Source organism: Burkholderia sp. R-40 (assembly GCF_049942845.1).
GTDB lineage: Bacteria > Pseudomonadota > Gammaproteobacteria > Burkholderiales > Burkholderiaceae > Burkholderia > Burkholderia ambifaria.
The window spans coordinates 25,813-52,775 of sequence record NZ_CP187968.1 but is presented as its reverse complement, the minus strand read 5'-3'; the positions used below and the strand labels follow the sequence as shown (position 1 = coordinate 52,775).

Here is a 26,963-nt window from a genome sequence, read left to right as displayed (position 1 = left end):
ATGGAGGTACCTATGGCAAATCTTCTGGTGCGTAACGTGGATGACAGTATCGTTCAGAGCCTGCGCGAGCAGGCCGCGGCCAACGGCAGGAGCGCCGAGGCCGAACATCGGGCCATTCTGGCCGAGGCGCTCGGCCGGCCGAAGCGACGGACATTCGCGCACGTGCTGATGAGCATGCCGGACGTCGGCGAAGACGCGGATTTCCAACGTGTTCAGGATTCCGGCGAGGTCAGGCGTGTTTTTGATTGATACGAACGTCATCAGCGAGATCAGAAAGGGCAAGCGAACCAACCGCGGCGTGCGCGCGTTCTTCAGGCAGGCGGAGGCCGACGCGAGTCCGCTTTACCTGTCGGTCGTGACGGTGGCCGAACTGCGGCGCGGCGTCGACCTGATCCGCCATCGCGGCGATCATCCGCAGGCGTCGGCGCTCGAGGCATGGATGGCGACGATCCTGTCCGGCTATGCGTCGAACATCCTGCCGGTCGATATCGAGACCGCGCAGATGTGGGGCCATTTGCGCGTGCCCGATCCGGCGCACGCCCTCGATCACCTGATCGCGGCCACCGCGCTGATCAACGATCTGACGGTCGTTACCCGCAATGTCGACGATTTCGCTCGCACCGGCGTCCGGCTGCTGAACCCGTTCGATTGATCGAAGTCGCGCGCATCGCGGCAACCCGCCCAGCTTCCCGCATTCTCCGTCGCGCATAGCCCGTTCCACCGGGCTTACGCGGGGCGCGCCTCCGCGCCCCGATTTCCACCAACTCCCCGCCAAATCCCCTCCGCCTCTCGTCCCAACAGACGATGTGACGCCTCCCCCGACTGGCCAGAATCCTTTCACGAACAACGGATTCTGAACCTGGCGGAGGCCGACATGATCGATGTCCGTGCGCTCGGCTACGTCGTCGTGGAGGCGACCCGCGTCGACGCGTGGCGCCGCTACGCGCAAGACAGGCTGGGCATGCAAGCGCTAGACGCGCCCGACGGCGCGCTGTACCTGAAGATGGACGAGCCGATCGGCGACGGCGGGACACCGCCGGCGCTGCATCACGTGTTCGAACCGCTGTAACGGCGGCGCGCGGCAGAAAAAGGGGAGGGAATCGTTACTCCCTCCCGATTGCCGCAGAGGCCCGCCAGGCAAGGCGGACACGCTGGCGCGTGCGTGCGCCGCATCGAAAAGAGCTTGACGGATCGGCCGGTACCGCGTAGTGTCCGAGACCGAAGTCTTCAAGAAGTTCGATTGCTCATCATTGGCCGCACTGCACATTGTGCGGCAGTCGTTGGTCTCTCCCTCTTTGATTCTTTCTGTGCCCGTTGCGGGCGCTGTTCTCAATCGTATTAAGGAAGTATTTGTGGATACCGGTACCGTCAAGTGGTTCAACGAAACCAAGGGCTTTGGTTTCATCTCCCCGGACAACGGCGGCGACGATCTGTTCGCCCATTTTTCTGAAATTCGCGGCACGGGCTTCAAGACCCTGGCCGAAGGTCAGAAAGTCAGCTACGAAGTGAAGCGTGGCCCGAAGGGCCTGCAAGCGTCGAACATCACGCCGCAGTAAGCCGTGTCGGCACCGGCCGCCGAATGGCGGCCGCTGCCGGACGGAGCTCGCGCGGATGCCGGCCCAAGCCGGTGTCCTGCGCGTTCCGACGCACACGACCGATGCATCGCGGTATACACGATGCATCGGTCGTGTGCTTCCCTCATTCATCGCAGGTCCGTACGACGTGCGATTCAACGCCCTCGCGAAGCGCTCGCCGCGTCGCCAGCGGCCCATGCTGCAACCCGTAGGCCGTCGCCATGCCGCACATGGCACGGTCCCGACTTTGCGCGGTGCTGATCGCACCGCCGCCACTGACCGCCCGACCGCCGCAATGCGCCGGGCTCCGACTGCAAGATGGGCCCGTCGCCCGTCTGAACGAATTGAAACCCGGCATCCTGCCGGCGGCCGTCCCGTTGCGGGCCACGGCGCCGGTGAGCTCGCCGTGGCCGCGGTCATTTACCTTCTCTGGAGGAATTGGTTTGGCAAAAGAAGAACTGTTGGAACTGGACGGAATCGTCGACGAAGTGCTGCCGGACAGCAAATACCGTGTCACGCTGGAAAACGGCGTTGTGGTCGGCGCGTACGCGTCGGGCCGCATGCGCAAGAACCACATCCGCATTCTCGCGGGTGATCGTGTGACGCTGGAACTGTCGATGTACGACCTGACGAAGGGGCGCATCAACTTCCGTCACAAGGACGCGAATTCGACGCGTCCGCCGCGCAGCGGGCAACCGCGTCGCTAATCGGCAACGATCGGCGCAAGCAGGCAGCACAGGCTCGCTGATCGAATCCCGTCCGGCCGATCAGGCCGGACGAATAGGATGGACGACACATCGCGTGCCGTTCACCGGTCGTCGGCGGCGTCGTCATGCCGCGGCGGCCAGCCCCGCCTTTACCGGCCACCGCGCGTGCGCAACGCTCAAGGGGCCGCGTCCCGCAGGAAATCCTCGACGATCATCGCAAAATACGGCGGACATTCCTGCATCGGGTAGTGCCCGCAATTCGGTATCGTCACGAGCCGCGCGTTCGGATGCCACGCCAGAAACGTCGCCTGCATCGCCGCTTCGTCGAGCCCCGGATCCTTGTCGCCGACGATCACCAGAAAGCGCGTGTCGAGCCCGCGTATGTCGTCGACGAAATCCGTTCCGGTCAGCATGTCGAGATACGCGAGCCGGTAATCCGGCGCCACGCGTTCGCGGTTCTGCCGCAACTTCAAATCGGCCCAGCGCGCCGACAATCCACCCGTCACGAATCGCACGAGCCGGCGAAACGCATCGTCATTGACGGCCGTGCTCGCGAAGAATGCGCGCGCGTCGTCGTTCAGGCGATTGCCGGCCGCTGACACCGGGCACACGGCAATCGCGCTCTTGATGCGCGATGGCGCGTCGGCGGCGAGCCGTTGTGTCGCCATGCCGGTCATCGAATGGCCGATCACGTGAAAGCGCTGCCAGCCGAGGCGATCCGCGAGCGCCAGGCAGTCGGCCGAAATCTCGTCGATGGTACAGGCACCGGTCAGGTGGATGGATTCGCCATAGCCGCGCAGGTCGACGAACACGTATGTGAACGCCGCTTGGTCGAGATACGGCAGCAGTGCCGCGTAGTTCGTATGGTCGCCGAGCCAGTCGTGCATGACCATCACGCATTCGGGGCCCGTGCCGTGCTGCAGGTAGCCGAGGCCGCTGTTCGGACGAGAGGCGAGGGTGTCGATACGGGTCATTTCAAGGGATTTCCTTTTGGTTGGCGAACCAAAACGAAACGCCCTCCCGGCGGACCGGGAGGGCGTCTTGAAAGTGCATCGATCGTATCGGGCCGATCGGCGAAAGTCAACAGTCAGAGCGCCATTCCGCCCGACACCTCGATGCGCTGCCCGTTCACCCAGCGGTTGTCGTCCGACAGCAGCGACGCGATCATCGGCCCGATGTCGTCGGGCTCGCCCACGCGGCCGAAGGCCGTCGAACTGGCTGCCGACGCCGGCCGACGGCCGGCCGTTTACGCCGTTTGTGCGCGACTACAGAAGAGAAACGGGGCGCATCGCGCCCCGTTCCGCGTGACTGCAGCCGTATCGGGGGATGCCGCCCGATACGGTCGGGTCGGGTGATTACGCCGCCACCGCCCGAGCCCGAACCATCGTCAGCGCCGCATCCTCGATCATGTCCTCCTGCCCGCCGACGAGCCGTTGCCAGCCCAGTTCGACGAGAATGTCGCGCGCCGGGCTGGGCGCATCGCGCGCCGCAGTCGACACTGGCTACGTGCCGAACGACTACCATATCGGCCAGACCGGCAAGATCGTCGCGCCGCAGCTGTACATTGAGGTCGGCATCTCGGATGCGATCCAGCATCTGGCCGGCATGAAGGATTCGAAGGTGATCGTCGCGATCAATAAGGATCCCGAAGCGCAGATCTTCAGCGTGGCCGATTACGGCCTCGTCGGCGACCTGTTCACGCTCGTGCCCGAAGCGGCCGCGGTGCTCTGAGCGATGCCGCTGTTCGAATTCAACGGCATGCGCCCGCGCGTCGATCCATCTGCGTACGTTCATCCGAGCGCGGTCGTGATCGGCGACGTGACGATCGGCCCGCGCTGCTACATCGGCCCGCATACGAGCCTGCGCGGCGATTTCGGCACGATCGTCGTCGACGACGGCAGCAACGTGCAGGACGGTTGCGTGCTGCACGTCGGCATCGGCGAGACGTGCCGGCTCGGCATGAACAGCCACATCGGCCATGGTGCGATCGTGCACGGCGCGACGCTGGAACCGGACACGATGATCGGGATGAACGCGGTCGTGATGGACGGAGCGATGATCGGCGCGACGACGATCGTCGCCGCGTGCGCATTCGTGACGGCCGGCTACGACGTGCCGCGCGGCGTGCTGCTCGCGGGCGTGCCGGGGCGCGTGGTGCGGCGGCTGAGCGACGCGGAGATCGCGGCGAAGGCGAATGGCACGCGGGTCTATCAGCAGCTCGCGGTGGATTGCCTGAAGACGCTCCGGCAGATCGACGACGCGTAAGCGGCGCGCATCGACGGCCGCATCGTTCAGGTCATGTCACGTCACGACCCACACGTGCCGAACGCCCGCGACAACCGCACGAATCCGCTCACCGTATTCGGGATCGACAATCAGCACGATCGTGTGAGGTTCGGACATCGATTTTCTCGGGGTTTATGCGGATGGCGATTCGCTATCGTGCATGCCGGTCATGACGTTCGCGCGGGATCGATTGCCTGATGCGGCGTCGTTGTCTTAAGATCGGCGTCAGATCAGCCTACCGCCTCCGGCGCCGAATGAAAACGACTATACCCCTGCGCGTCGCCGTCATCGCTTCGGCCTTCGCCGTCTATCACGTATTCATGCACGTCCAGTGGGTCGTCAGCGGTTGCATCGAATTCCTTCACGGCCGGCATTGCAGCTTCGAGAACAGTGCGAATTTCGAGGCGATGATGGACTTCGACCTGCTGGTGACCTGCGCGTGGGTCGCGGGCGCGGCGATGGCGTGGTTCTCCGTCGCTCGCGCGCCGAAGAAATCCAGTTAGCCGCCGCGGCATCGCGCTGCCGCTCATTGCATGCGCGCGGCCGCCGGCCGGTCGTGCAGGAATGCGAGCGACAGCGCCGCGAAACCACAGCTCGCGATGAGCATCAGCAACGCCCCCTTGCCGGCGTGCACCATCACCCAACCGCCGACGGACGGAAAGCCGAACGTGCCGATGAAATACGACGCGACGAACCACGTGAGCACGCCGTGCTGTTGCGTGGGCGGGCAATCGTTGAGCGCCTGCGCCTGAATGACCGGGTACACGAGCCCGTAGCCGGCGCCGAGCAGTACCGCCGCGATCGACTGGAACGACGCGTGCGCGGACGCGCCGAACATCGCGAGCGCCCCGAGCAACATCGTCACGAGCAATCCTTTGGTCGCGATTTCCGGACGCGCCATTCGCACCCATTTGCCGAGCAGCCAGCGCGCGGTCACGACCGTCACCGTGTAAAGGCTGAAGAATGTGCCCGGGCGCGCTTGCGTGCCTTGCATGAACGACATCTGGAACGTCATCAGGCCCGAGAACACGCAGGTGCCGAGCGCGATCATCGCGATCGGCACGGCCGCGCGCGTGCGCGAGATGGCGCGAAGGTCGCGCACCCAGCGGCCGCCGGACGCGGCGGCGGCCGGGCGCGGGCACAGGCGGCCGAACGCCTCCAGCATCAGCGACGCGAGCGCGCACAGCGCGCCGACCGCGTAAAGCGTGTCGTCGATCGACCAGTGGAGCACCCGCATCGCATACGCGGCAAATGCCGGCGCTGCGCCGATGCCCGTCATCTGGAAGGTGGACGAGCGGAAGAACCATACGTTTCGCGCGGCGCCGCTGGTGCGTTCAGCGAGCGACATCGGCGCGGCCAGATGAAACGCGCCCCAGCCGAAGCCGACCAGGAAGCCGGACAGCAAGTCGGCCGACGGCGCACGTCCGACGAGTGCGAAACCCACGATGCCGGCACCGATGCACAGCGACGACAACGCGGCGATTCGCGCGGCGCCGATCTGCCGCGAGAACCAGCCGACCACCGACAGGCCGGCGAAGGTGCCGACCGTCGCGGCGGCCAGGGCCGCGCCGGTATCGAGATCGCTGCCGCCGATCATGCGAAAACGCATCGACAGCAGGAACGTGGCGCCGTAGCCGCCCGCGGTTAGCAGGGTGCCGACGAGAAAGAGCAATGCACTATGAACGCGCATGACAGCCAACCGCGCGACGACGGTCGGGGAGTGGTCGATTGCGAGACAGTATGGACCAGGACCGATGCGGAATGCCCGCATTCGTGGCGATGCAACAAGGGCATCGGCTTTTGTCCGACATGGCCCGAACACGCTCGATTGCACGTGTCATTGCGCGCCGCGGGGACGCCGTTTTTACCGACATTCGACGCGCATCGCACTTATTTTGCTTTCCCCCGTGGGGTGCACTAGATTCGAAACGTTACGTATCGCCGACCGAGCGAGGTGAAGCCATGACGCCGTGGGAGATTCAGGGAACCGAACTAATGAACTGCAATTGCTCATACGGTTGTCCCTGCCAGTTCAATTCGCTGCCGACGCATGGCAACTGCGAAGCAATGGGTGCGATTTCGATCGACAGCGGTCACTACGGCGACGTGGTGCTCGACGGCGTGCGGATCGCGGTCGTGTTCCAGTGGCCCGGGCCGATTCACGAAGGCCACGGCCGCTGTCAGCCGATCGTCGACAATCGCGCAAGCCCCGCGCAATGCGAGGCCGTGCTGAAGATCATGACCGGTCAGGATACCGATCCATTCGCGACGATGTTCTCCGTGTTCGCGTCGACGCTCGAGCAGGCGTACGATCCGATCTTCGCGAAGATCGAGTTCGACGTCGATGTCGATGCGCGGCGCGGCCGGATCAGCGTCGACGGCGTGTTCGACATCGTCGGCGAACCGATCCGCAATCCGGTGACGGGCGCCGAACATCGCGCACGGATCGACCTGCCGCACGGCTTCGAATACGAGCTGGCCGAGATCGGTTCGGGTACCGGCCGGTCGCACGGCAACATCGAGCTGGATCTCAAGGGCAGCTACGCGCAGTTCGCACGACTGCATCTGAACAATCACGGGCTGATCCGGCATCGCGTCACGGCATGATCCCCGTCGACGATGTCCTCGGGCGCGAGCGCGTCGTCACGCTGCTCGGCTTGACCGCGCTCGCCGGCGCGTGCTGGGCCTACCTGTGGACGGGGGCCGGCACCGGCATGTCGGCGCTCGACATGACGGCGGTCGCACTGTTCCCGCATCGGCTGGCCGACGACATGGGCGCGATGGCCCCGTCGCTGGCGACCGTGATCCTGATGTGGTGGGTGATGATGATCGCGATGATGACGCCCGGCGCGGCACCGCTCGTGCTGCTGTACCGGCGCGTGCTGCGGCATCACGATCCTGCGGGCGCCGGATCGGCATTCACGTCGACGTTCCTGCTGGCCGGCTATCTGGCATCGTGGTTCGCGTTCTCGGTCGTCGCGGCCGTGCTGCAGATGCTGCTGCAGCCTGCCGGCCTGATCTCCGGGATGATGCTGTGGTCGAAGAGCGCTGTGCTCTCCGCGATCGTCCTCGCGCTGGCCGGCATTTACCAGTTTTCGCCGCTGAAACAGGCGTGCTTGCGGCAATGCCGGTCACCGGTTCGGTTCCTCACGACGTACTGGCGGCCGGGCATCACGGGCAGCTTCCTGCTCGGCGTGCGCCACGGTGCGTATTGCGTGGGCTGTTGCTGGCTGCTGATGGCGCTGCTGTTCGTCGGCGGCGTGATGAACGTCGTGTGGATTGTTGCGTTGTCACTGTTCGTGCTGGTCGAAAAGGTGCTGCCCGGCGGCGAGCGCATCGGCCGTGTGCTGGGCGTCGTGCTGATTGCGTGGGCGGTCGCGACGTTGCTGGTGTAGCGCGCATTCGTCATTTGCCGCAGCCGGGAGAATCCCGATGAAGATCCGATGCATCGTCATCTCCATTCTTGGTGCGATGGCCGTCGTGGCGACGCCGGTGCGCGCGGCCGACAGCATGTCCGGGATGAACATGGGCGACATGAAGATGTCCGCGTCGGATGCGGCGCTGACCGACGCCGAAGTGAAACGGATCGATGCGGCGCACGGCATGGTGACGTTGAAGCACGGCGCGCTGGAGAACGTCGGGATGGCGCCGATGACGATGGCATTCAAGGCCGGCGACCCGGCGATGATCGATTCGCTGCACGTGGGTGACAAGGTCAAGGTTAGGGTCGAACGAGTGAACGGCACGCTTACGATCGTGACGCTTGTGAAACGGCCGTGATGCGCGTCTGGTGACAAGCGTCAGCCGCCGGTTCGCTCAACGACGATTCGTCACCGGAAATCGCGGTCGGGCTCGGCGAAGTTCAACTCGACGCCATTGCCGGCCGGGTCGGCGAAAAAGAGCTGGAGCTGGCGCGTGAGCGGCACGTATCTGCGCGAGTACTGAACCTGCGCATCGGTGAGACGCCGTTCCATGTCGGCGGCGTTTTCGCATGAAAACGCCATATGGTCGAACGTATTGACGACGTGCGATGGCCGTACCTCGCCGGGCCGCGCTTGCGACAGGTGAAGGATCGCCTGCGCCCCAGCGTAGAGCCAGTAGCCGGCGCTCTGGAACGGCGGACGATATCCCAGCTCGAGGCCCACGACGTTCACGTAGAAATCGCGCAGCGTATCGAGCGTCGCCCGATCCGCGCGCAAGTTGTAATGATTGAGTCCGATCACTGACATGGCAGGTTGTCCGGTTCGTGCAAGGTGCGCGTGGCACAGCATCGCTCGGCGCAGGGCATCGTGTCACCCCCGAGTACCTTTGCTCGCACCCGCCGGACGCGCCAGCCCGCGCGCCGGCAGCGGCGTCGACATCACGATCGACGTGCGTGTTTCGCCGTACAGGTTGATGCGCTCGATCAGTTGCTCGAGGTGCGCCATGCTGACTGCGACGAACCGCATCACGTAGGAATCCGCGCCCGTCACGTGATGGCACTCGACCACTTCGGGAATCGTCTCGAGCAGCTTCAGGAATTTCGCCTTCGCCGGCTGCGGCACCGTGATGCCGATCAGCGCGCTCACCGGGTACCCGGCCGCGGCCGGATTGACCCGCGCCGTGTAGCCGTCGATCACGCCGGCCGATTCGAGGCGCTTCACGCGTTCCGTCACCGCCGGCACCGACAGATGAACCTGACGTGCCAGTTCCGTGTAGCTGATGCGGCCGTTGGCCTGCAGCAGCGCGAGTACCTTCCAGTCGAGTTCGTCCATCGCGGTAGAGTTTTTAAGGTGAAGCCGCCATTTTTCCTTAAAAACCGCCTTCAGCGGCGACGGGACTTTCCCTACGATGCGGTTGAAGCCACGGGAAATCGCGAGGAGCCGGCCATGTTGTTCATCAAGTCCGTCGTGATGGGATTGTCGATCGCGGTGCCGGTCGGCCCGATCGGGATGCTGTGCATCCAGCGCAGCCTGAGCCGAGGCTTTCACGCGGGATTCGCCACCGGCATCGGCGCTGCGTGCGCCGATGCGATCTACGGGCTGCTCGGCGCGCTGGGCGTCGCCGGCATCGTCACTGCGTTTCCGATGCTGACCGTCGCGTTGAAAATCGGCGGCGGCGCGTTCCTCGTGTGGCTGGCCTGGACCATCGCACGGCAGGCGCCGGCCGCATCGGCGGCACAGCGCGACTTGCCGCGCACGACTGTGCTGCGCGATTTCCTGACGACCTTCGGCCTGACGCTGTCGAATCCGATGACGATCCTGTCGTTCGTCGGGATTTTCGCAGCACTCGGCCCGCTGACAGGCACGCATGACGATGCGATGGGGCCGACCGTCGCGCTGATGGTCGCCGGCGTGTTCGTCGGTTCCGCGACGTGGTGGCTGTGCCTGAGCAGCGCGACCGCCGCGTTGCGCACGAAGATGCCGCTCACGTTCATGCACGGGCTGTCGCGCGTGTCGGCCGTCGTGATCGCGGTGTTCGGCGCGATCCAGTTGATTGCGGGCGTACACGGCGTCGTGTGGTCCTGACGCGCACCGCGGTGCGATCGAACGCTCGAACCTGTCCGCACCGACGCCCGCGACCGCCCCAATCAGAACGTATAGCTGACCTTGCCGAACGCAGTGCGGCCGAGCGTGTTGTAACCGTACGCGGTCACGTACTGACGGTCGAACAGGTTCGACAGCGTCGCCGACACCGTCAGGTGCGCATTGATCTTGTACGACGCACGCAGGTTCACGGTCAGATACGACGGCAGATACGTGGCGTTGGCCGGATCGTCGAACGTCGTGCCGCCGTAGTTCAACGACGCGCCGGTGCTCAGTGCATGCAGGTGCAGTTCGTCCCACGTGTGGTCGATGTTCACGCTGACCGTCTGGCGCGGCCGGCGGCTGAGCCAGCTGTCGTTGGTTTCGTCCTGCGGATTGAGAATCCCCACCGCGATGCTCACCGGCGTCGTGCGGCCGAGCGTGCCCTTGTACGACAGGTCGATGCCGCGGATATGCGCACGGCCGATGTTCATCGGCGAGAACGTCGCCGGGTTGTACGCGATCAGGTTGTTGACGCGCGTGTCGTAGATCGCGGCGCTGAACGTGCCGTACGCGGTGTTCGCATCGAGCGCGGCTTCGACCGAATCGCTGCGCTCCGGATTCAGGTTCGGATTGCCGTAACCGGGGTAGTACAGGTCGTTGAACGTCGGGAGACGAAACGCATTGCCGTACGACACACGTGCCGTATAGACTGGCGTGATCGCCCACGACAACGCGGCGTTGCCGGTGTTCACGGCTTTCCCCGCGATGATCTCGTGACGGCCCGCGACGAACATCGTCACGCTGCCGAGCGTCGCCGACTGATGCAGCGAGAACGCGGAATCGTTGCGCGTGGGCACGCCGTCCGGCACATCGATCGGCAGAAACGCCTGCTCGCGCGTGAAGTCGTACGCGACCTTCGTCTCGCCCGACAGCGGCAGGCCGAACAGGTGGAAGCCGTGCGTCTGATGGGTCAGCGACGTCGACGAACTGATGCGCTGCGAGTCGATCCGGTCAGTGCGGATGGCCGGGTCGCTCGCATACAGGAACTGGCGGTCGTTCGCATAACCGAACGACTGGTCGAACTGCGTGTCGGGCGTAATGTCGAGATGGAACGCGATGCCGGTCGTCAGCTGATGATCGAGTTCGCGGTTCGCATAGCCGGCGTTGTCGAAGGACAAATCGGAGCGGTGATACAGCGCGAACGTCGAGATCGACCAGTTATCGCGCGCGTAGCCGAGGCGCGCATCGAGATCCTGCGCGTGGTAGGGATTGCGGCCGTCCTCGTGGTACGGCAACACGGGCCGCGTCGCGTCGATGCCGGCGGTGTTGTACGAGTGCAGGCCAAGCGAGTAGGTGAGCCCGCCGAGCGCGGCCAGCGGCCCCGTCGACGGCACGGTGCCCGACGTGCGCAACTGCGTGTCGAAGGTCTTGTTCGAGCCGCCGCCGAACGACACGCTCGTCTGGTTGGGCTGGCCGGCGGCGCGGCGCGTGAACAGCTGCACGACGCCGCCCATCGCGTTCGCGCCGAATGATGCGGCGGCCGGCCCCGAAATCACTTCGACGCGCTCGAACGCTTCGGTCGGCAGGTCGGCCCACGGCGCGATGCCGGTGGTCGGCGAGCCGATCCGGATCCCGTCGATGAATACCGCGACCTGGCTGGCCGACGAGCCGCGGATGCTGACCGACGCGGACGAGCCAGGGCCGCCGGTCTGCGAGACGGTCACGCCCGGCAGCATCGCGAGGGCCTGGGTGATGCTCGGCTCGCTCGGCGACAGCCGGTCGAGATCGGCGCGCGTGAGCACCTGCGTCGTCGCATAGCGCTGGTCGAACGATTCGGGCAGATGCCGCGTGTCGGTCACGGCGATCGTCGGCAGGTCGGTGCCGTCCGCGGACGGGCGCGGCTGCGTGATTGTCGTATCGCCGGCGGCGTGGGCGATCGGGGAGAGCAGCGCGGTGGCGGCGGACGTGGCGAGAAGGTGGCGAAGATTCATGAGGCGGCGGGCGTGAGCGTGTTGCAGGTACGGCGTGCGCGCGCGAAGACGCCGCGCATGACGGCGGCGCAACGGCGCGACGCTTCCGGCGTGGAAGCGGAGGCGGAAAGGTTGGACATTTGAAGGGTCCTGAGGTCGGGCCGTCCATGCAACGGGGCAACCGCCAAAGCGGTGCTGGCGCATCGGGACACCCCGCCCGGTGCGGCTGCTTGGACCTCGGGTCGATGGCAGGTCTCCTGGCTCGCGGGTCGTCATCCGCGCCGGCCTTCCCGGTTTCCCAGTGGCGTGGGGTGGCGCGGATTCGCCGCTTACAGTTGCGGGGGCAGCCGCAGATTCGAGGCACGGCCTCTCCTGCGTTCCCTTTTGATCCCGTTCCCGGGAACCATCAGCGCGCAAGCGTAATGGCGAGCGCTCCGGCGCGTCAATCGTCGGCGACCGACGGGATGCGAAAAAACGTCAGTGTTCGCCGAATGCTTTCGAAGTCCTTTCTTTCTGGCGCAATCGAACCGCCTTCACGTCTGATGAAACGGAACATCGGCGGCGCTGCAATCGCGCCGGAACCGGCTCGGCGCGATGCCGTCCATCGCACGAACGCCCGCCGGAACGCTGCCTCGCCGCTGAACCCGAGATGCGCGGCGATCCGCTGTCGCTGCTCGCGCCGGGCCCGGTGCAGTCGGGCATCTTCAACGACCCGTTCGGCGCCGCGCACGACCGGCCCGAAGTGCAGGGCTTCGTCGATACGATGCGCGCGATGCTGAACGCGCGCGGGCTCACGCCCGACGCATTCGCTGCGCTGGTATTCGATGGCATTCGAGACGGGCGTTACTGGCTGATTCCGCAACCGGAGACGATCGACGCCGTGCTGCAGCGGCGCACCGCGGATATCCTCGCCGCACGCGATCCGTCGCTGCCGTCGTTGTGATGTCGTTGTGATGTCGGGATAGGGGCCGGCCCTCCGACGCGGCCGGCTCACGTTTTACATATGCGAGCCGGAGCGCGTACGGCCGTTGGGATCGCCGCCGCGATCGGGCGGCGTATTGTTCTGATCGATCTTCGCGAGCACGAAGCCGGCGGGCGGCAGCGCGGCGGGCGAACGGTGGGTGGCCTGCGCGACGGAGCCGTGCGGCGACGTGGCGGGAAGGCTGGATGACGTAACGCCCGGTTGAGCGAACGCTGAAAGAGACGCCGCCGCGAGGGCGGCGGCGACGATCGCGTGCGTGTTCATGACGACTCCTTCTTCACGACTGAATGTGGGACACCTAATCAGTCTAGAGCGCGAAACTTAACGCGCCGTGAAGAAGCGGCGGCACGCGGATGACAGGATATTCATCCACGCCATCCGCGCGCCACGACGGTCATGCGGAGGCGGACACCAGCGTACAGAAGTTCTCGAGATCGACGTTGCCGCCGCTGATTACGATGCCCACGCGCTTGCCCTTCAGTTCATCCTTCATCCGGCGTGCGGCCGCGAACGACAGGCAGCCGGTCGGCTCGACGACAATCTTCATACGGGTCGCGAAGAAGCGCATGCAGTCGACGAGCTCCGCGTCGGTCGCGGTCAGGATGTCGTCGACGTCGCGCCGCAGGATCGGGAACGTCAGGTTGCCGAGGTGCTGCGTCTGCGCGCCGTCGGCGATCGTGCGCGGCGTGTCGATATGGACGATCGAGCCGGACCGGAACGACAGCTGGCCGTCGTTGCCGGCTTCCGGCTCGACGCCGTACAGCTTCGCGTGCGGCGACAGTGCGCGCGTCGCGAGCGCCGTGCCCGACAGCAGGCCGCCGCCGCCGAGCGGCGTGAACACCGCGTCGAGCGGCCCGACCTCGTCGAACAGTTCCTTGGCCGCCGTGCCCTGGCCCGCGATCACGTCCGCATGGTCGTACGGCGGGACCAGCGTGAGCCCGTGTTTCTCAGCAAGCTCGCGGCCGATCTGCTCGCGGTCCTCGGTGTAACGGTCGTAGGTCACGACGTTGCCGCCGTAGCCGCGCGTCGCGGCCATCTTCGCGGCCGGCGCGTCCTGCGGCATCACGATCGTCGCCGGAATGCCGAGGATGCGCGCCGACAGCGCGATCGCCTGCGCATGGTTGCCGGACGAGAACGCGACGACGCCGTTGCGGCGCTGCGTCGCGTCGAAGCGCGACAGCGCGTTGAACGCGCCGCGGAACTTGAATGCGCCCATGCGCTGCAGGTTCTCGCACTTGAAGAACACCTGCGCGCCGAGCGCTTCGTCGATCGTGCGCGACGTCATCACGGGCGTGCGGTGCGCGTGGCCTTCGAGCCGTGCCGCGGCGGCCGCGACGTCGTCGTAGGTGGGGAGGGTCGGAGTGTTCATGAAGGTCGCTCGTCGGAAGGGTCGTTCAATGGGGCAGCAGGGCGCGCATCATTTCGCATCGTTGTAGACGGTCGCGCGCGACACGCCGAGGTGCTGCGACACGATTTCCATCGCGCGGCGCACCTCGAGGAAGCCGTCCGCCTTCAGCGCGTGCATCAGCTCGCGGCGCTGGTCGGTCTTCAGCTCGCGCGGCGTGGTTGCCAGACGCGTCGCGAACGCATCGATGCGCTGGCGGATCGCGTCCGCGCCGGCCGGGTCGAGCGTTTCTGCGACAGGTTCGCCTTCGGTGCTGCAGAACTGGTTCAGCATGCCCTGGAAGCCGCGGAACAGCGTGACGTCCGCGTTCAGGCACAGCGCGGCCACGTAGCGGCCGCTCGAATCCTTGATGCCGATCGACGTGCTTTTCGCGGTGCGGCCGTCGGCGAAGCGGTTCGCGTAGTTCGTGAGCACCTGCGGGTAGTCGTCGTCCTCGATGCGCGCGAGCCCGAGTTCGGTCGCCGGATCGCCGACCGCGCGGCCCGACAGGTTGTTGTGGATCGCGAGGATCGCGTGTTCCGGCGTGCGCAGGTCGTGCACGACGACCTCGGTGAACGGCGCGAACATTGCGCCGAGCCCTTCGGCGATGCGCAGCACCTGCTCGATCAGCGATGCCTGCTCCAGTTGCGGTCGGGGGCGCGGCGTGGTCATGCGTTGGCCTGCAGCGCGGGCGCGTTGGCGGCTTCCGGCCGCGTGATGTCGGCCAGCAGCGGGCGGGCGATCCGCACGTAGTCGGACGCGTCGAGCACGACCGAGCGGTCGAGGCGGCCCGCGTTGAACGCGATTTCGTCGTTGAGTTCGATCAGCGCCGGGTCGACGACGAGCGTCACGTTCGCGTCGAACACGAACGGCGGCACGGCGCCCATCACGCAGCGCGTGACCGCTGCCGCGAGTTCGGGCGGCGCGAGCGTCGCCTTGCGGCGGCCGAGCGCGTCGGCGACCTTGCGGAAATCGATCTTCAGGTGGCCGGGGATCACCGCGAGCGCGGTGGCGTCGCCGCCGTCCTTGAACGTGCAGAGCATCGCCTTCGCGCCCTGTTCGGGACGCGTGCCGCGAATCGCGGCGATCACGTCGGATTTGCCTTCGGCCGGGTGCTCCATCACGCGGAACCGCGCGCCGGAGGTCGTCAGCAGCTCGCACAGCGCGTCGAAAACGGGGTAGTCGCTCATGTCGTTCCGGGCAGGAGGGGCGCGTTCGGCGCCGTCGATGGATTGTCCAAGTATAGACGTTTTGTCATGTGCGTGGCAAAAGCCCGGAGCATGGATCGCCCCGTCTGTCGTCGCACCAACTGCCGAAAGATCGTTTCATATCGCGGAAAGCCGGTCGAATTTCCGGCGCGTGGCCGTCCCGCCGCTTGAAAACTTGTTTTGCATCGCAAAAACACGCGCTTATCTCATTGAAAAACAAGCGGAATTTATATCTTATGTCTTATATAAGAGTTGGCCGAAAGGGAACCGGGCAGCGTTACTATTAAGTCCATGCAGTTCGCTTCGTCACACGGAGCGGGCACGCTGAACCCTTTACTCAAATGCGCTTCGTTCCCAGGAGATAGACATGTCCCAATATCAAGACGACATCAAGGCAGTGGCTGGTTTGAAGGAGAAGCAAGGCAGCGCGTGGGATGCCATCAATCCGGAATCGGCTGCCCGCATGCGCGCCCAGAACAAGTTCAAGACGGGCCTGGACATCGCCCGCTACACCGCGAAGATCATGCGCGCCGACATGGCCGCGTACGATGCGGACCCGACCAAGTACACGCAGTCGCTGGGTTGCTGGCACGGCTTCATCGGCCAGCAGAAGATGATCTCCATCAAGAAGCACTTCAACAGCACCGAACGCCGTTACCTGTACCTGTCGGGCTGGATGGTCGCCGCGCTGCGTTCGGAGTTCGGCCCGCTGCCGGACCAGTCGATGCACGAAAAGACCTCGGTCAGCGCGCTGATCCGCGAGCTGTACACGTTCCTGCGCCAGGCCGACGCCCGTGAGCTGGGCGGCCTGTTCCGCGAGCTGGATGCGGCCAAGGATGCGGCTGCCAAGGCCGCGATCCAGGAAAAGATCGACAACCACGTGACGCACGTCGTGCCGATCATCGCCGACATCGACGCGGGTTTCGGCAATGCCGAAGCAACGTACCTGCTGGCCAAGCAGTTCATCGAAGCGGGCGCGTGCTGCATCCAGATCGAGAACCAGGTGTCCGACGAGAAGCAGTGCGGCCACCAGGACGGCAAGGTCACGGTGCCGCACGAGGACTTCCTCGCGAAGATCCGCGCGATCCGCTACGCGTTCCTGGAACTGGGCGTGGACGACGGCATCATCGTCGCCCGTACCGACTCGCTCGGCGCCGGCCTGACCAAGCAAATCGCCGTGACCAACACGCCGGGCGACCTGGGCGACCAGTACAACGCGTTCCTCGACTGCGAAGAGTTGTCGGCCGACCAGCTCGGCAACGGTGACGTCGTGATCAAGCGCGACGGCAAGCTGCTGCGTCCGAAGCGCCTGCCGAGCAACCTGTTCCAGTTTCGCTCGGGCACGGGTGAAGCGCGTTGCGTGCTGGATTGCATCACGTCGCTGCAGAACGGCGCCGACCTGCTGTGGATCGAAACCGAAAAGCCGCATATCGCGCAGATCGGCGGCATGGTCAGCGAAATCCGCAAGGTGATCCCGAACGCGAAGCTGGTGTACAACAACAGCCCGTCGTTCAACTGGACGCTGAACTTCCGTCAGCAGGTGTATGACGCGATGAAGGCAGCGGGCAAGGACGTGTCGGCCTACGACCGCGCGCAGCTGATGAGCGTCGAGTACGACCAGACCGAACTGGCCACGCTCGCCGACGAGAAGATCCGCACGTTCCAGGCCGATGCGTCGCGTGAAGCAGGCATCTTCCACCACCTGATCACGCTGCCGACGTACCACACGGCCGCGCTGTCGACCGACAACCTCGCGAAGGAATACTTCGGTGACCAGGGCATGCTCGGTTACGTGGCCGGCGTGCAGCGCAAGGAGATCCGCCAGGGCATCGCGTGCGTCAAGCACCAGAACATGTCCGGCTCGGATATCGGCGACGACCACAAGGAATACTTCAGCGGCGAAGCAGCGCTGAAGGCAGCGGGCAAGGACAACACGATGAACCAGTTCTCGTAATCGTCGTACCCGCGGCACGACGCCAACCCGTTCAGCGCGGGTTGGCGTTTTTTTATCCGCGCACCGCCTTCACGACGTACTGGCTCGTCGGCACCACGTCGATCTTGTCGAAATCGACGAAGCGTCCGCAGCTGTCCATCATCTGCGCGACGTTGCGCTGGAACTTCTCCTCGTCGCCGACCGCATCGAAGAACGCGTACGGATCGGTCATCGCCGCAGCCGGGAAGCATTCCTCCACGATCGCGTCGTAGCCGCGCGCCGCATGCGTGAGCGCGCGCACCATCCGGGCGGCGTGAACACGGCGATGTCGAACCCGACCGGCGCACCGCTCGACGAAGTCGACAAGCACTACACGCACGTGCCGCTGCAACGCGTTGGCTTGCCTGACGAAATCGCGCGCGCGACGCTGTTCCTCGCGAGCGACGAAGCGTCGTATTGCAACGGCGCCGAGATGGCGGTCGACGGCCGGATGGCGGCAGGCGCGTATTACCCCGGATTGCCCGGCGCGTCGCTTTGAGCGGTGGCGCACACAACGCGTTCGCGATGGATGTTTGTGTGCGCAACCTAATTCAGGGTTTGCCTGAGTAGCGAAAACGCCAATTCGGCCGCTGCCCGTTCGGGGGCAGCGCATGCGAACGCGTCGCGCCGATTTTTCCGCGTTCGCGAAACCCTTGCCGGACGGACGTTTCGAGCCGTTTCGTCCCCAAAGCGAATGCGTCAACGCAATAAAAGGGACCGGCCGGCAAGCGGCATGCCGACGCGTCGTCACAATTGTTTCTTGTTGCAACGCAACGCCCGCCCAATAACGGCGATGGTATGCTGGCCGGCATGGAGTTGTACGGCAGGTTGCTTGCATGGCGAAACTCGCGTTCGCACGCTCATACGAGACATCACATTCTCTCGCCCGCATCGCGGCATCGACACGCGCTCCGCTCGCGCGTCCCGCCTTGCGCGTCGCTTCAACCTGCGCTCCGACCGCATTCCCCCATCTGGCGGGCTCGCCCCGCATCCCCGATCCCCTTCCAATAATCTGGAGACATTTCCATGTCGCATAACAGCATGGCCGAAGCGACGCACAGCGCGCTGATCGCTCCCCCGGCATTCGTCAAGCATCGCAAACTGATCGAGTGGGTGTCGCGCATCGCGGCGCTCACGGAGCCGGAACGCGTCGTGTGGTGTGACGGCTCGCAGGAGGAATACGATGCGCTCTGCCAGGCGATGGTCGATCAGGGCACGCTCACGCGCCTGAACCCGGAGAAGCGGCCGAACTCGTATCTCGCGCAATCCGATCCGTCCGACGTCGCGCGCGTCGAGGATCGCACGTTCATCTGCACGCCATCGCCCGACGACGTCGGCCCGACCAACAACTGGATCGCGCCGGAAGAAATGCGCGAGACGCTGAACGGTCTGTTCCGCGGCTCGATGCGCGGCCGCACGCTGTACGTCGTGCCGTTCTCGATGGGCCCGCTCGGCTCGCCGATTGCGCATATCGGCGTCGAGCTGTCCGACAGCCCGTACGTGGTCGTGAACATGCGGATCATGACGCGCATGGGCCGCGAGGTCTATGACGTGCTCGGCGAGGACGGCGATTTCGTGCCGTGCGTGCACAGCGTCGGCCATCCGCTGGACGCGGGGCAGAAGGACGTGCGCTGGCCGTGCAACCCGGTCAAGTACATCGTGCACTTCCCCGAGACGCGCGAGATCTGGAGCTTCGGTTCCGGCTACGGCGGCAACGCCTTGCTCGGCAAGAAATGCTTCGCGCTGCGCATCGCGTCGACGATGGGCCGCGACCAGGGCTGGCTCGCCGAACACATGCTGATCCTTGGCGTGACGTCGCCGGCCGGCAAGAAGTATCACGTCGCGGCGGCGTTCCCGTCCGCGTGTGGCAAGACCAACTTCGCGATGCTGATTCCGCCGCAGGGCTTCGACGGCTGGAAGGTCACGACGATCGGCGACGACATCGCGTGGCTGAAGCCCGGCCGCGATGGCCGCCTGTACGCGATCAACCCGGAAGCCGGCTTCTTCGGCGTCGCGCCGGGCACCGGCGTCAAGACCAATCCGAACGCGATCTCGACGCTGAAGGAAAACGTGATCTTCACGAATGTCGCGCTGACGGAAGACGGCGACGTGTGGTGGGAAGGCCTGACCGACACGCCGCCCGCGAAGCTGACCGACTGGCAAGGCAACGCGTGGACGCCGGAAATCGGCAAGGAAACCGGCCGCAAGGCCGCGCATCCGAATTCGCGCTTCACGGCGCCCGCATCGCAATGCCCGTCGATCGACGCGGACTGGGAGAACCCGGCCGGCGTGCCGATCGATGCGTTCATCTTCGGCGGCCGTCGCTCGACCACCGTGCCGCTCGTAACCGAAGCGCGCGATTGGGTCGAAGGCGTGTACATGGCCGCGACGATGGGCTCGGAGACGACCGCCGCGGCCGTTGGCCAGCAAGGGATCGTGCGCCGCGACCCGTTCGCGATGCTGCCGTTCTGCGGCTACAACGTGAGCGATTATTTCGCGCACTGGCTGAAGATCGGCAAGCAGCTCGAAGGCACGGGCGCGAAGCTGCCGAAGATCTACTGCGTGAACTGGTTCCGCAAGGACGCGAACGGCAAGTTCGTGTGGCCGGGCTTCGGCGAGAACATGCGCGTGCTGAAGTGGATGCTCGATCGCCTCGAAGGCAACGGCGGCGGCGGCGAACATGCGTTCGGCGTGTCGCCGGCCTATGACGACCTGCACTGGGAAGGGCTCGATTTCACGCGCGAGCAGTTCGAGGCGGTGACGTCGATGAACGCCGACGAATGGCGCGAGGAGCTGAAGCTGCACGCGGCGCTGTTCGACATGCTGAAGCTGCGCCTGCCGACCGAGCTGACCGACACGATGAAGAAGATCGAACAGCGCATCGGCGGCTGACGCGCCGCATCGACCACGACGTAGCGGCATCGACGTCCCGCCGCCGGCATCCAACGCCGGCGGCGGGACGTCGTCGTTTTGCGCCGCGTTTTCAGTTTGGCGTGTACGTTAAACGCGCTCTTACACGCCGCACTGCGCGACCACTTCATCGACCGCGCGCTGCACGTCGCCGCGCCGGTAGCGCAGCAGCGCGACATCGGCCGGGTCGGGCTCATACAGGCGCCGCTCGCGATCGCGCGGATCGGCATCGCGGCGGCCGGCGAGACATGGGAGGAAGTCGAGCGTGACTGTCGCTGGCCGACGCGACCTTCTTCGGCCGGCAGGCCGGCCGTCACGCCGCGCGTTCGGCGAGCGAGGCGCTGCGCAGCGCCGCCTAGCATCGCGAGGAAAACGACGACGCCCCGGGCAACTGTGTTGCACCGGGGCGTCGTCGTCTCAAGGACGTCGGTGGATCGTCAGCCGAGATCGAGCGCGTTCGTCAGATCGCCCGGCGGCGTGGCGCCGCGCGACGCGAACGCCTTGTCGCGCGCGGCGACGCCGTCGAGCGGCGCGAGCCCGTGCACGCGGCTGATGAAGCGCAGGATCGAGTTCGTGTCGTACATCGTGTGATCGACGTAGCCCTTCTTCGCGAACGGCGAGATCACGAGCGCGGGAATGCGCGAGCCGGGGCCCCAGCGATCGCCCGCCGGCGGCGCGACGTGATCCCACCAGCCGCCGTTCTCGTCGTGCGTCATCACGATCACGGTGTTGGCCCATTGCGGGCTGCGGCGGATATGCTCGATCACGTTCGCGATGTGGCGATCGCCCGATTCGACGTCCGCATAGCCCGCGTGCATGTTCAGGTTGCCCTGCGGCTTGTAGAACGTGACGGCCGGCAGGCGGCCCGCGTCGATGTCGGCGATGAAGCGGTTGGTCGACGGCTCGTCGCCGACGCCGGCGTCGCGCAGATGCTTGCGCCGTGCGTCGGTGCCCGGCGCGTAGTTCGCGAAGTAGTTGAACGGCTGGTGGTGGTACTGGAAATCCGGAACCATGCCCGTGTCGCGGTGCTCGAGCGCGTACTGCCACGCGCCGCTGTACCACGCCCAGTCGACGTTCTTTTCCGACAGGCGGTCGCCGATCGTCGCATGGCCTTGCGGCGGGATCACGCGATGGTCGGCCGGGTCCGCATACGCGGCGTTGCCCGGATCGGCCGGCGGCACGTAGCTCGGCTGGTACGGCGGCGCCATCGTATTGACGCCGTAGCCGTCGGGCGTCAGCGGGCCGTCGACCGCGAACTTCGGCGGGCCGTCGAGCGCGGACGCCGGCGAATCGGCGGCGAGCGTCAGCCGCGTGCCGGTCGGATCGTCGCCGTCGACCTTCGACAGCAGCTTGGCCGCGTGCGGATGCTTGTGCGCGTCCGGATAGATCGGCGGCTGCGCGGAAATCAGGAACATGTGATTCAGCCACGAGCCGCCGAAGGCCGCCATGAAGAAGTTGTCGCACAGCGTGTATTGGCGCGCGAGGTTCCACAGCCGCAGCGTGTCGGCGGAATTGCGGTAATGGCCCATCACAAGGCCGCCCGAATCGGCCCACGCGGCGAACTGGTCGTTGCGGCCGCCCGCGATCTGCATCTGGTTCTGGTAGAAGCGGTGCCACAGGTCGCGCGTGATCACGCCGTTCGGCAGCGGCTTGCCTTGCGCATCGGCGATCCGGAACGGCGCGTTCGGCAGCTTGTCGATGTCGCGCTCGGCGATCGCGTAGCGCTTGCCGTCCACTTCCTGCGCCCGCGGCACGAGTCCGCCCCAGATCTTCGGCAGCACCGGCAGCGGCGTCTTGCCGTCGCGATCGAGCTGCCGCGCATCCTCGGGCCGCACCTCGCTCAGCGGATGGCGCACGCCGGGGAAGTCGCCGTACAGGTTCGCGAAGCTGCGGTTCTCCGCATAGATCACGACGATGTGGCGCACCTGCCGGCGCAGCGCGTCGTCGATCCGCAGGTCGGCGGCGGAGGGCGGCGCGCTGCCCGGCGTCGTCTCGCAGCCGCCGAGCGCGACGCCCGCGCCGAGCGCGGCGAGGCCGCCGAGCATGCGGCGGCGGTCGGGATCAACGGGAAGGTCGTCGGGGCGATCGGGGGTGTCGTTCACGTCGTGTGCTCCTCGATGGGTGATTGTCGTTCGATGCGCGGCAGCGTCGCACAGGCTGGCCGCGACGCGGGACGGACGCAACAGCCGGCATCGCACCCGGCGGGGTGCTGCGCGGGGCGAGGCCAACTGTCATACAAATGTCACGAACGCGACTATAACGCGGCTCGCCGCGTGGGTGAAAGGCGTTGGTCGGACGATGCGAGACGCCTGCGCGCGAACTAGACTGGAATCACGGGCTGTGCGCTTCGGCGCGATGTCCGTGCGAGCGCTGCCATGCAGCGTGTTCGCGGTGTCTTTCATGCGACGAAACGAGGCGACGATGGCGCGGATGCGGTCCGTGAGCGCGCGTAGCTGCGGATACCGCGCGCCGGCGGGGCGCGCGGGTACGCATTAAGCGCGCGCCGCACGGCGCGACCGGCCGGCTCGATGCCATGGACAAGAAATTCGACTACGCAGGATTACTGATCGCGGCGGGCTTCTTCGTACTGTTCGCCGCGCAGTTGCTGATGCTGCGGCCCGAGACGACGATGATCGCGTACAGCGATTTCCACCGGCTCGTCGCCGCGCGGCTCGTCGATGATCTCGAGATCGGTTCGACGTCGATCGTCGGCACGCTGAAGATGCCGCAGGCCGGCGCGATGCTGCCGGCATCCGAAGTCGCGGCCGTGAAGGCGGGCGGCACGCCGCCGCGCTTCGCCACCAACCGCGTGACCGACCCGCAACTGATCGACGCGCTGAGCGCGGCCGGCGTCCGTTTTCATGGCGCGTCCGACACCGGCTGGATCACGTCGCTCGCGTCGTGGCTGGTGCCGCTCGTCGCGTTCGTGTTCATCTGGAACATGATGCTGCGCAGGCGCGGCGGGTTGCAGGACTTCACCGGGATGGGCAAGAGCCGCGCGCGCGTGTACGTACAGCAGGAAACCGGCATCACGTTCGACGACATCGCCGGTATCGACGAAGCGAAAGCCGAGTTGCAGCAACTCGTCGCGTTCCTGCGCGACCCCGATCGCTACCAGCGGCTCGGCGGCAAGATCCCGAAGGGCGTGCTCGTGGTCGGCGCGCCCGGCACCGGCAAGACGCTGCTCGCGCGCGCGGTGGCCGGCGAAGCGGCCGTGCCGTTCTTCTCGATCAGCGGCTCGGCGTTCGTCGAGATGTTCGTCGGGGTGGGCGCCGCACGCGTGCGCGACCTGTTCGAGCAGGCGCAGCAGAAGGCGCCGTGCATCGTGTTCGTCGACGAGCTCGATGCGCTCGGCAAGGTGCGCGGCGTCGGCCCGATGTCGGGCAACGACGAGCGCGAGCAGACGCTCAACCAGCTGCTCGTCGAGATGGACGGCTTCCAGGCCGGCACGGGCGTGATCATCATGGCCGCGACCAACCGGCCGGAGATTCTCGATCCGGCGCTGCTGCGCCCGGGCCGCTTCGACCGTCACATCGCGATCGATCGGCCCGACGTGAACGGGCGTCGCCAGATTCTCGGCGTGCATGTGAAGCGCGTGAAGCTCGCGGACGAAGTCGACCTCGGCGAACTCGCGTCGCGCACGCCGGGTTTCGTCGGCGCCGATCTCGCGAACGTCGTCAACGAGGCCGCGCTGCATGCGGCCGACCTCGGCAAGCCGGCGATCGGGATGGACGATTTCGACGAAGCGATCGATCGCGCGATGACGGGCCTCGAGCGCAAGAGCCGCGTGATGAACGCGCAGGAAAAGCTGACGATCGCGTATCACGAGGCCGGCCATGCACTCGTCGCGGAAAGCCGCGCGTATTGCGACCCGGTGAAGAAGGTGTCGATCATTCCGCGGGGCGTGGCCGCGCTCGGCTACACGCAGCAGGTGCCGACCGAGGATCGCTACGTTCTGCGGCGCAGCGAACTGCTCGATCGGATCGATGCGCTGCTCGGTGGCCGCGTCGCGGAAGAACTCGTGTTCGGCGACGTGTCGACGGGTGCGCAGAACGATCTCGAACGCGCGACCGCGATGGCGCGCCACATGGTCATGCAGTACGGGATGAGCGAGAAGATCGGGTTGATGAGTTTCGACGACGGCGAAGCGCGCAGCGGCATACCGGGCGCGTGGCATGCGGGCGAGGGCCGCTGCAGCGAGCATACCGCGCGCGTGATCGACGACGAGGTGCATACGCTCTTGACCGATGCGCATGCGCGCGTCGCGGCGACGCTCGGCGCACGTCGCGACGCGCTCGAGCGGATCGCGCGACGGCTGCTCGCGTGCGAGGTGCTGGAACGCGACGCGTTGCAGGCGCTGATCGACGGGCGCGAGGTGCCTGCGTCCGAGCCTTCCATGATAGATTGCGGGCCGTGCACGGGCGCGAATGCGCCGGGGCAGGCGTCGGCGGCCGAGCACGATTTCGTCGCATGCGGGCCGCCGCGCGAACCGGAGCGCTGAAGCGGGGATGAACGCATTCCGATTCCGGTGGCGGTGCAGAAGGTGAGCGCTGCGGCGCTCGACCGCGACACGACCGATGTGAGAACGTGCGTCAGGACGCGGTCGCGGCGGCCACTTCCGCGGCTTCGGTGAGCGCGTCGAGAAAGCGCGTGCGCCACCAGTGCACGTCGGTCTTGCGCACGATCGCCATCAGCGCGTCGTGACGCTGGCGGCGTTCCTCGATCGGCATCGTGAGCGCGCGCTGGATCGCCTGCGCGGTGCCCTGCGTGTCGTACGGATTCACGAGCAGCGCGGGCTTCAGCTGCTCGGCCGCGCCCGCGAAACGCGACAGCACGAGCACGCCCGGATCGGCTTCGTCCTGGGCGGCGAGAAACTCCTTCGCAACCAGGTTCATCCCGTCGCGCAGCGGCGTGACGAGTGCGACGCGGCTCGCGCGATAGAGGCCCGGCAGGCGCTTGCGCGCGACCGTGCGGTGGATGTAGCGCATCGGCATCCATTCGAGTTCGCCGTAGTCGCCGTTGATCGCGCCGCACAGGCTGTCCATCTCGCGCCGCAGGTCGTCGTACGCGCCGAGATCCTCGCGGCTCGGCGCGGCGATCTGGATCAGCGTCGCGCGATCGCGGTTCTCCGGATACTGTTCGAGCAGCTGACGGAACGCATGCACGCGTTGCGGCAGCCCCTTCGTGTAGTCGAGCCGGTCGACGCCGACCAGCAACTGGCGGCGCGAATACTCGTCGCGCATCCGCTCGAACATGTCGATTCCGTCGCGATTCTCCGCGAGCGCCGCGAATTCGTCGACGTTGATGCCGATCGGGAACGCGCCGGCCGACAGCGTGCGGCCGAACGCGTGCAGGCGGCCGTCCGGCAGCCGTGCGGCACCGGCTTCCGCCTCGACGTAGTGCTCGAAGTGCAGCAGGTCCGATTCGGTCTGGAAGCCGACGAGGTCGTACGCGAACAGCGAGCGCATCAGCCACTCGTGCTCCGGAATCGCGGCCATGATCGGGGGGGGCGGCATCGGAATGTGCAGGAAGAAGCCGATCGGATTCCTGCAGCCCATCGCGCGCAGCTCGGCGGCGAGCGGGATCAGCTGGTAGTCGTGGACCCAGATGGTGTCGTCGGGGCGCAGCAGCGTGCTCAGCTTGCGCGCGAACAGCTGGTTCACGCGCCGGTAGCCGTCCGCGAAGCGCCGGTCGAACTGCGCGAGATCGAGCCGGTAGTGGAACACCGGCCACAGCACGTTGTTCGAGTAGCCGAGATAGTACGCGTCGTAATCCTGCGGATCGAGATCGATCGTCGCGAGCTGGATGCCGCCGACGTTCTGGATCTGCACGTCGTCGCCCTGGGCGGTACGTTCGTCTTCACCGCGCAGCCTGCCGCTCCACCCGAACCAGACGCCGCCTGATTCCTGCAGGCTGTCTTTCACGGCCACGGCCAGCCCGCCGGCCGCGGCTTTACGGGGATCTGCGATGCGATTGGATACGACGACGAGTCGGCTCACCAGCTCTCCTGCGAATAGTTTGGGAAGGTTCGTGCGGCCAGGGCGTGAAGCGGACGCCGCCATCGACGCGAGGCGCGATGGGGCCGCGATACGAACGGACGGGAATCAGGGGCACGCGATTCGCTGTCCGAACGTGGAGTGCTTTTTTAGGATACTCGTCATTCGGCTGATTTAAAAGTGCATGACCGAGATCAACGCGGCCTCGCGTCGGGCGCGATGCGCGTCAGTGCGCGGGTTGGGCGGGCGGGACCGAAAATTGCGCAGTGGGGCGGCGGGCGTGTGGGCAATGGGAGCGGAGGGAAGAGAGCGGGGATTGCAGGCGCGGGGAATCGAGGGTCGTCGGTCACGCCCGCGATGTCGATCGGGATGGCGCGAATCGTCTGCGGCGCGCGTCGTTGATGCGAGCGCGACGATGCGTGCCGTGAACCCGTGAAGCGTATCGCGAGACGCGTTCGCATGCGTAA

The 26,963-nt window shown here is 66.2% G+C and carries 27 protein-coding genes, 3 pseudogenes and 1 riboswitch; of the genes and pseudogenes, 17 read left to right on the top strand and 13 right to left on the bottom strand.

The genetic code is table 11. The features are described 5' to 3' along the window. Positions 1-12: 12 nt before the first annotated feature. The 5 genes and pseudogenes from ACP26O_RS16585 (at position 13) to infA (ending at position 2,281) form a co-directional block, all read left to right on the top strand. Complete coding sequence (locus ACP26O_RS16585; protein WP_105831267.1) at positions 13-249, top strand: FitA-like ribbon-helix-helix domain-containing protein; 237 nt, start codon at positions 13-15, stop codon at positions 247-249. Further along, positions 236-652 carry a type II toxin-antitoxin system VapC family toxin gene (locus ACP26O_RS16580; RefSeq protein WP_006753827.1) on the top strand — a complete coding sequence of 139 codons (417 nt, stop codon included), beginning with the start codon at positions 236-238 and terminating at the stop codon, positions 650-652. The genes ACP26O_RS16585 and ACP26O_RS16580 overlap by 14 nt, the downstream gene beginning before the upstream one ends. A 222-nt stretch (positions 653-874) precedes the next feature. Continuing rightward, positions 875-1,012: pseudogene (locus tag ACP26O_RS16575) on the top strand (VOC family protein); the annotation flags it as partial. A 340-nt stretch (positions 1,013-1,352) separates the two neighbouring features. Further along, on the top strand, positions 1,353-1,556 hold the full coding sequence (locus ACP26O_RS16570) for a cold-shock protein (RefSeq protein WP_006751843.1): 204 nt from the start codon (positions 1,353-1,355) through the stop codon (positions 1,554-1,556). 461 nt (positions 1,557-2,017) lie between these two features. Then, complete coding sequence (gene infA, locus ACP26O_RS16565) at positions 2,018-2,281, top strand: translation initiation factor IF-1 (protein WP_006751842.1); 264 nt, start codon at positions 2,018-2,020, stop codon at positions 2,279-2,281. A 176-nt stretch (positions 2,282-2,457) separates the two neighbouring features. Here infA and ACP26O_RS16560 read toward each other — a convergent pair whose 3' ends face one another. Together ACP26O_RS16560 and ACP26O_RS16555 are read right to left on the bottom strand one after the other, a co-directional pair. Continuing rightward, positions 2,458-3,255 (bottom strand): alpha/beta fold hydrolase, encoded by a 798-nt coding sequence (locus tag ACP26O_RS16560; RefSeq protein WP_105831109.1) that lies wholly within the window; start codon positions 3,253-3,255, stop codon positions 2,458-2,460. Positions 3,256-3,368: 113 nt separating this feature from the next. Then, positions 3,369-3,500 (bottom strand): annotated as a pseudogene (locus ACP26O_RS16555) (SDR family oxidoreductase); the annotation flags it as partial. Positions 3,501-3,607: 107 nt separating this feature from the next. Between ACP26O_RS16555 and ACP26O_RS16550 the strand changes: the two are divergent. From ACP26O_RS16550 to ACP26O_RS16540, 3 genes are all read left to right on the top strand, one after another. Then, positions 3,608-4,012, top strand: coding sequence for an FAD-binding protein (locus ACP26O_RS16550; RefSeq protein WP_175663755.1), 405 nt, complete (start codon positions 3,608-3,610; stop codon positions 4,010-4,012). Between the two features lie 3 nt (positions 4,013-4,015). Further along, positions 4,016-4,546 carry a transferase hexapeptide repeat family protein gene (locus tag ACP26O_RS16545; protein ID WP_175663756.1) on the top strand — a complete coding sequence of 177 codons (531 nt, stop codon included), beginning with the start codon at positions 4,016-4,018 and terminating at the stop codon, positions 4,544-4,546. Positions 4,547-4,821: 275 nt separating this feature from the next. After that, complete coding sequence (locus ACP26O_RS16540; RefSeq protein WP_012366135.1) at positions 4,822-5,070, top strand: hypothetical protein; 249 nt, start codon at positions 4,822-4,824, stop codon at positions 5,068-5,070. Positions 5,071-5,093: 23 nt separating this feature from the next. Here the strand turns inward: ACP26O_RS16540 and ACP26O_RS16535 are convergent, their stop codons facing one another. Next, positions 5,094-6,257 carry an MFS transporter gene (locus tag ACP26O_RS16535; protein ID WP_175663757.1) on the bottom strand — a complete coding sequence of 388 codons (1,164 nt, stop codon included), beginning with the start codon at positions 6,255-6,257 and terminating at the stop codon, positions 5,094-5,096. A gap of 272 nt (positions 6,258-6,529) precedes the next feature. Here ACP26O_RS16535 and ACP26O_RS16530 point away from each other — a divergent pair, with 272 nt between their 5' ends. Genes ACP26O_RS16530 through ACP26O_RS16520 form a run of 3 tightly spaced genes read left to right on the top strand, consistent with a single transcriptional unit; the run spans position 6,530 to position 8,347 of the window. Next, positions 6,530-7,174 carry a DUF1326 domain-containing protein gene (locus ACP26O_RS16530; protein ID WP_011658900.1) on the top strand — a complete coding sequence of 215 codons (645 nt, stop codon included), beginning with the start codon at positions 6,530-6,532 and terminating at the stop codon, positions 7,172-7,174. Next, positions 7,171-7,962 carry a DUF2182 domain-containing protein gene (locus ACP26O_RS16525; protein WP_175663758.1) on the top strand — a complete coding sequence of 264 codons (792 nt, stop codon included), beginning with the start codon at positions 7,171-7,173 and terminating at the stop codon, positions 7,960-7,962. The genes ACP26O_RS16530 and ACP26O_RS16525 overlap by 4 nt, the downstream gene beginning before the upstream one ends. 37 nt (positions 7,963-7,999) lie before the next feature. After that, the gene (locus ACP26O_RS16520) at positions 8,000-8,347 is read left to right on the top strand and encodes a copper-binding protein (protein ID WP_175663759.1); all 348 of its coding nucleotides are present in this window, start codon (positions 8,000-8,002) and stop codon (positions 8,345-8,347) included. 50 nt (positions 8,348-8,397) lie between these two features. Here the strand turns inward: ACP26O_RS16520 and ACP26O_RS16515 are convergent, their stop codons facing one another. Beyond that, positions 8,398-8,796: a VOC family protein gene (locus tag ACP26O_RS16515; protein ID WP_175655407.1), complete on the bottom strand. Its 399-nt coding sequence runs from the start codon at positions 8,794-8,796 to the stop codon at positions 8,398-8,400. 63 nt (positions 8,797-8,859) lie between these two features. Beyond that, positions 8,860-9,321 (bottom strand): Lrp/AsnC family transcriptional regulator, encoded by a 462-nt coding sequence (locus tag ACP26O_RS16510; protein WP_175663760.1) that lies wholly within the window; start codon positions 9,319-9,321, stop codon positions 8,860-8,862. A gap of 114 nt (positions 9,322-9,435) precedes the next feature. Between ACP26O_RS16510 and ACP26O_RS16505 the strand changes: the two genes are divergently transcribed. Further along, complete coding sequence (locus ACP26O_RS16505; RefSeq protein ID WP_175663761.1) at positions 9,436-10,074, top strand: LysE family translocator; 639 nt, start codon at positions 9,436-9,438, stop codon at positions 10,072-10,074. A 62-nt stretch (positions 10,075-10,136) separates the two neighbouring features. Here the strand turns inward: ACP26O_RS16505 and ACP26O_RS16500 are convergent, their stop codons facing one another. Beyond that, the gene (locus ACP26O_RS16500; RefSeq protein ID WP_175663762.1) at positions 10,137-12,065 is read right to left on the bottom strand and encodes a TonB-dependent receptor domain-containing protein; all 1,929 of its coding nucleotides are present in this window, start codon (positions 12,063-12,065) and stop codon (positions 10,137-10,139) included. 209 nt (positions 12,066-12,274) lie between these two features. Then, positions 12,275-12,467: riboswitch (cobalamin riboswitch) on the bottom strand. Positions 12,468-12,693: 226 nt separating this feature from the next. Here ACP26O_RS16500 and ACP26O_RS16495 point away from each other — a divergent pair. Further along, positions 12,694-12,987: a hypothetical protein gene (locus ACP26O_RS16495; protein ID WP_244098957.1), complete on the top strand. Its 294-nt coding sequence runs from the start codon at positions 12,694-12,696 to the stop codon at positions 12,985-12,987. 54 nt (positions 12,988-13,041) lie between these two features. Here the strand turns inward: ACP26O_RS16495 and ACP26O_RS16490 are convergent, their stop codons facing one another. The 4 genes from ACP26O_RS16490 to ACP26O_RS16475 form a co-directional block, all read right to left on the bottom strand. Beyond that, the gene (locus tag ACP26O_RS16490) at positions 13,042-13,290 is read right to left on the bottom strand and encodes a hypothetical protein (protein ID WP_175663763.1); all 249 of its coding nucleotides are present in this window, start codon (positions 13,288-13,290) and stop codon (positions 13,042-13,044) included. 130 nt (positions 13,291-13,420) lie between these two features. Then, on the bottom strand, positions 13,421-14,395 hold the full coding sequence (locus ACP26O_RS16485; protein ID WP_175663764.1) for a threo-3-hydroxy-L-aspartate ammonia-lyase: 975 nt from the start codon (positions 14,393-14,395) through the stop codon (positions 13,421-13,423). Positions 14,396-14,443: 48 nt separating this feature from the next. Beyond that, on the bottom strand, positions 14,444-15,082 hold the full coding sequence (locus ACP26O_RS16480) for a helix-turn-helix transcriptional regulator (RefSeq protein ID WP_175663765.1): 639 nt from the start codon (positions 15,080-15,082) through the stop codon (positions 14,444-14,446). Beyond that, positions 15,079-15,600, bottom strand: a complete 522-nt coding sequence (locus ACP26O_RS16475) for a YbaK/prolyl-tRNA synthetase associated domain-containing protein (RefSeq protein WP_175663766.1) — start codon at positions 15,598-15,600, stop codon at positions 15,079-15,081. Before ACP26O_RS16475 ends, ACP26O_RS16480 begins: the two co-directional genes overlap by 4 nt. Before the next feature lie 385 nt (positions 15,601-15,985). On the opposite strand from ACP26O_RS16475, the gene ACP26O_RS16470 reads away from it, so the two are divergent. Beyond that, positions 15,986-17,572, top strand: a complete 1,587-nt coding sequence (locus ACP26O_RS16470) for an isocitrate lyase (RefSeq protein WP_105831094.1) — start codon at positions 15,986-15,988, stop codon at positions 17,570-17,572. A 52-nt stretch (positions 17,573-17,624) separates the two neighbouring features. Here ACP26O_RS16470 and ACP26O_RS16465 read toward each other — a convergent pair. Continuing rightward, positions 17,625-17,855, bottom strand: a pseudogene (locus tag ACP26O_RS16465) (EthD domain-containing protein); the annotation flags it as partial. A 21-nt stretch (positions 17,856-17,876) separates the two neighbouring features. Between ACP26O_RS16465 and ACP26O_RS16460 the strand changes: the two are divergent. Both ACP26O_RS16460 and ACP26O_RS16455 read left to right on the top strand, forming a co-directional pair. After that, positions 17,877-18,089, top strand: coding sequence for an SDR family oxidoreductase (locus ACP26O_RS16460; protein ID WP_244098959.1), 213 nt, complete (start codon positions 17,877-17,879; stop codon positions 18,087-18,089). 527 nt (positions 18,090-18,616) lie between these two features. Further along, the gene (locus ACP26O_RS16455; protein WP_175663767.1) at positions 18,617-20,482 is read left to right on the top strand and encodes a phosphoenolpyruvate carboxykinase (GTP); all 1,866 of its coding nucleotides are present in this window, start codon (positions 18,617-18,619) and stop codon (positions 20,480-20,482) included. Between the two features lie 455 nt (positions 20,483-20,937). Here ACP26O_RS16455 and ACP26O_RS16450 read toward each other — a convergent pair whose 3' ends face one another. Further along, positions 20,938-22,602 carry an acid phosphatase gene (locus ACP26O_RS16450; RefSeq protein WP_175663768.1) on the bottom strand — a complete coding sequence of 555 codons (1,665 nt, stop codon included), beginning with the start codon at positions 22,600-22,602 and terminating at the stop codon, positions 20,938-20,940. Positions 22,603-23,033: 431 nt separating this feature from the next. Here ACP26O_RS16450 and ftsH point away from each other — a divergent pair, with 431 nt between their 5' ends. Beyond that, on the top strand, positions 23,034-25,001 hold the full coding sequence (gene ftsH, locus ACP26O_RS16445; protein ID WP_175663769.1) for an ATP-dependent zinc metalloprotease FtsH: 1,968 nt from the start codon (positions 23,034-23,036) through the stop codon (positions 24,999-25,001). 91 nt (positions 25,002-25,092) lie between these two features. On the opposite strand, the gene otsA is transcribed toward ftsH, so the two are convergent. Next, complete coding sequence (gene otsA / locus ACP26O_RS16440) at positions 25,093-26,499, bottom strand: alpha,alpha-trehalose-phosphate synthase (UDP-forming) (protein ID WP_006753584.1); 1,407 nt, start codon at positions 26,497-26,499, stop codon at positions 25,093-25,095. Positions 26,500-26,963: the final 464 nt, after the last annotated feature.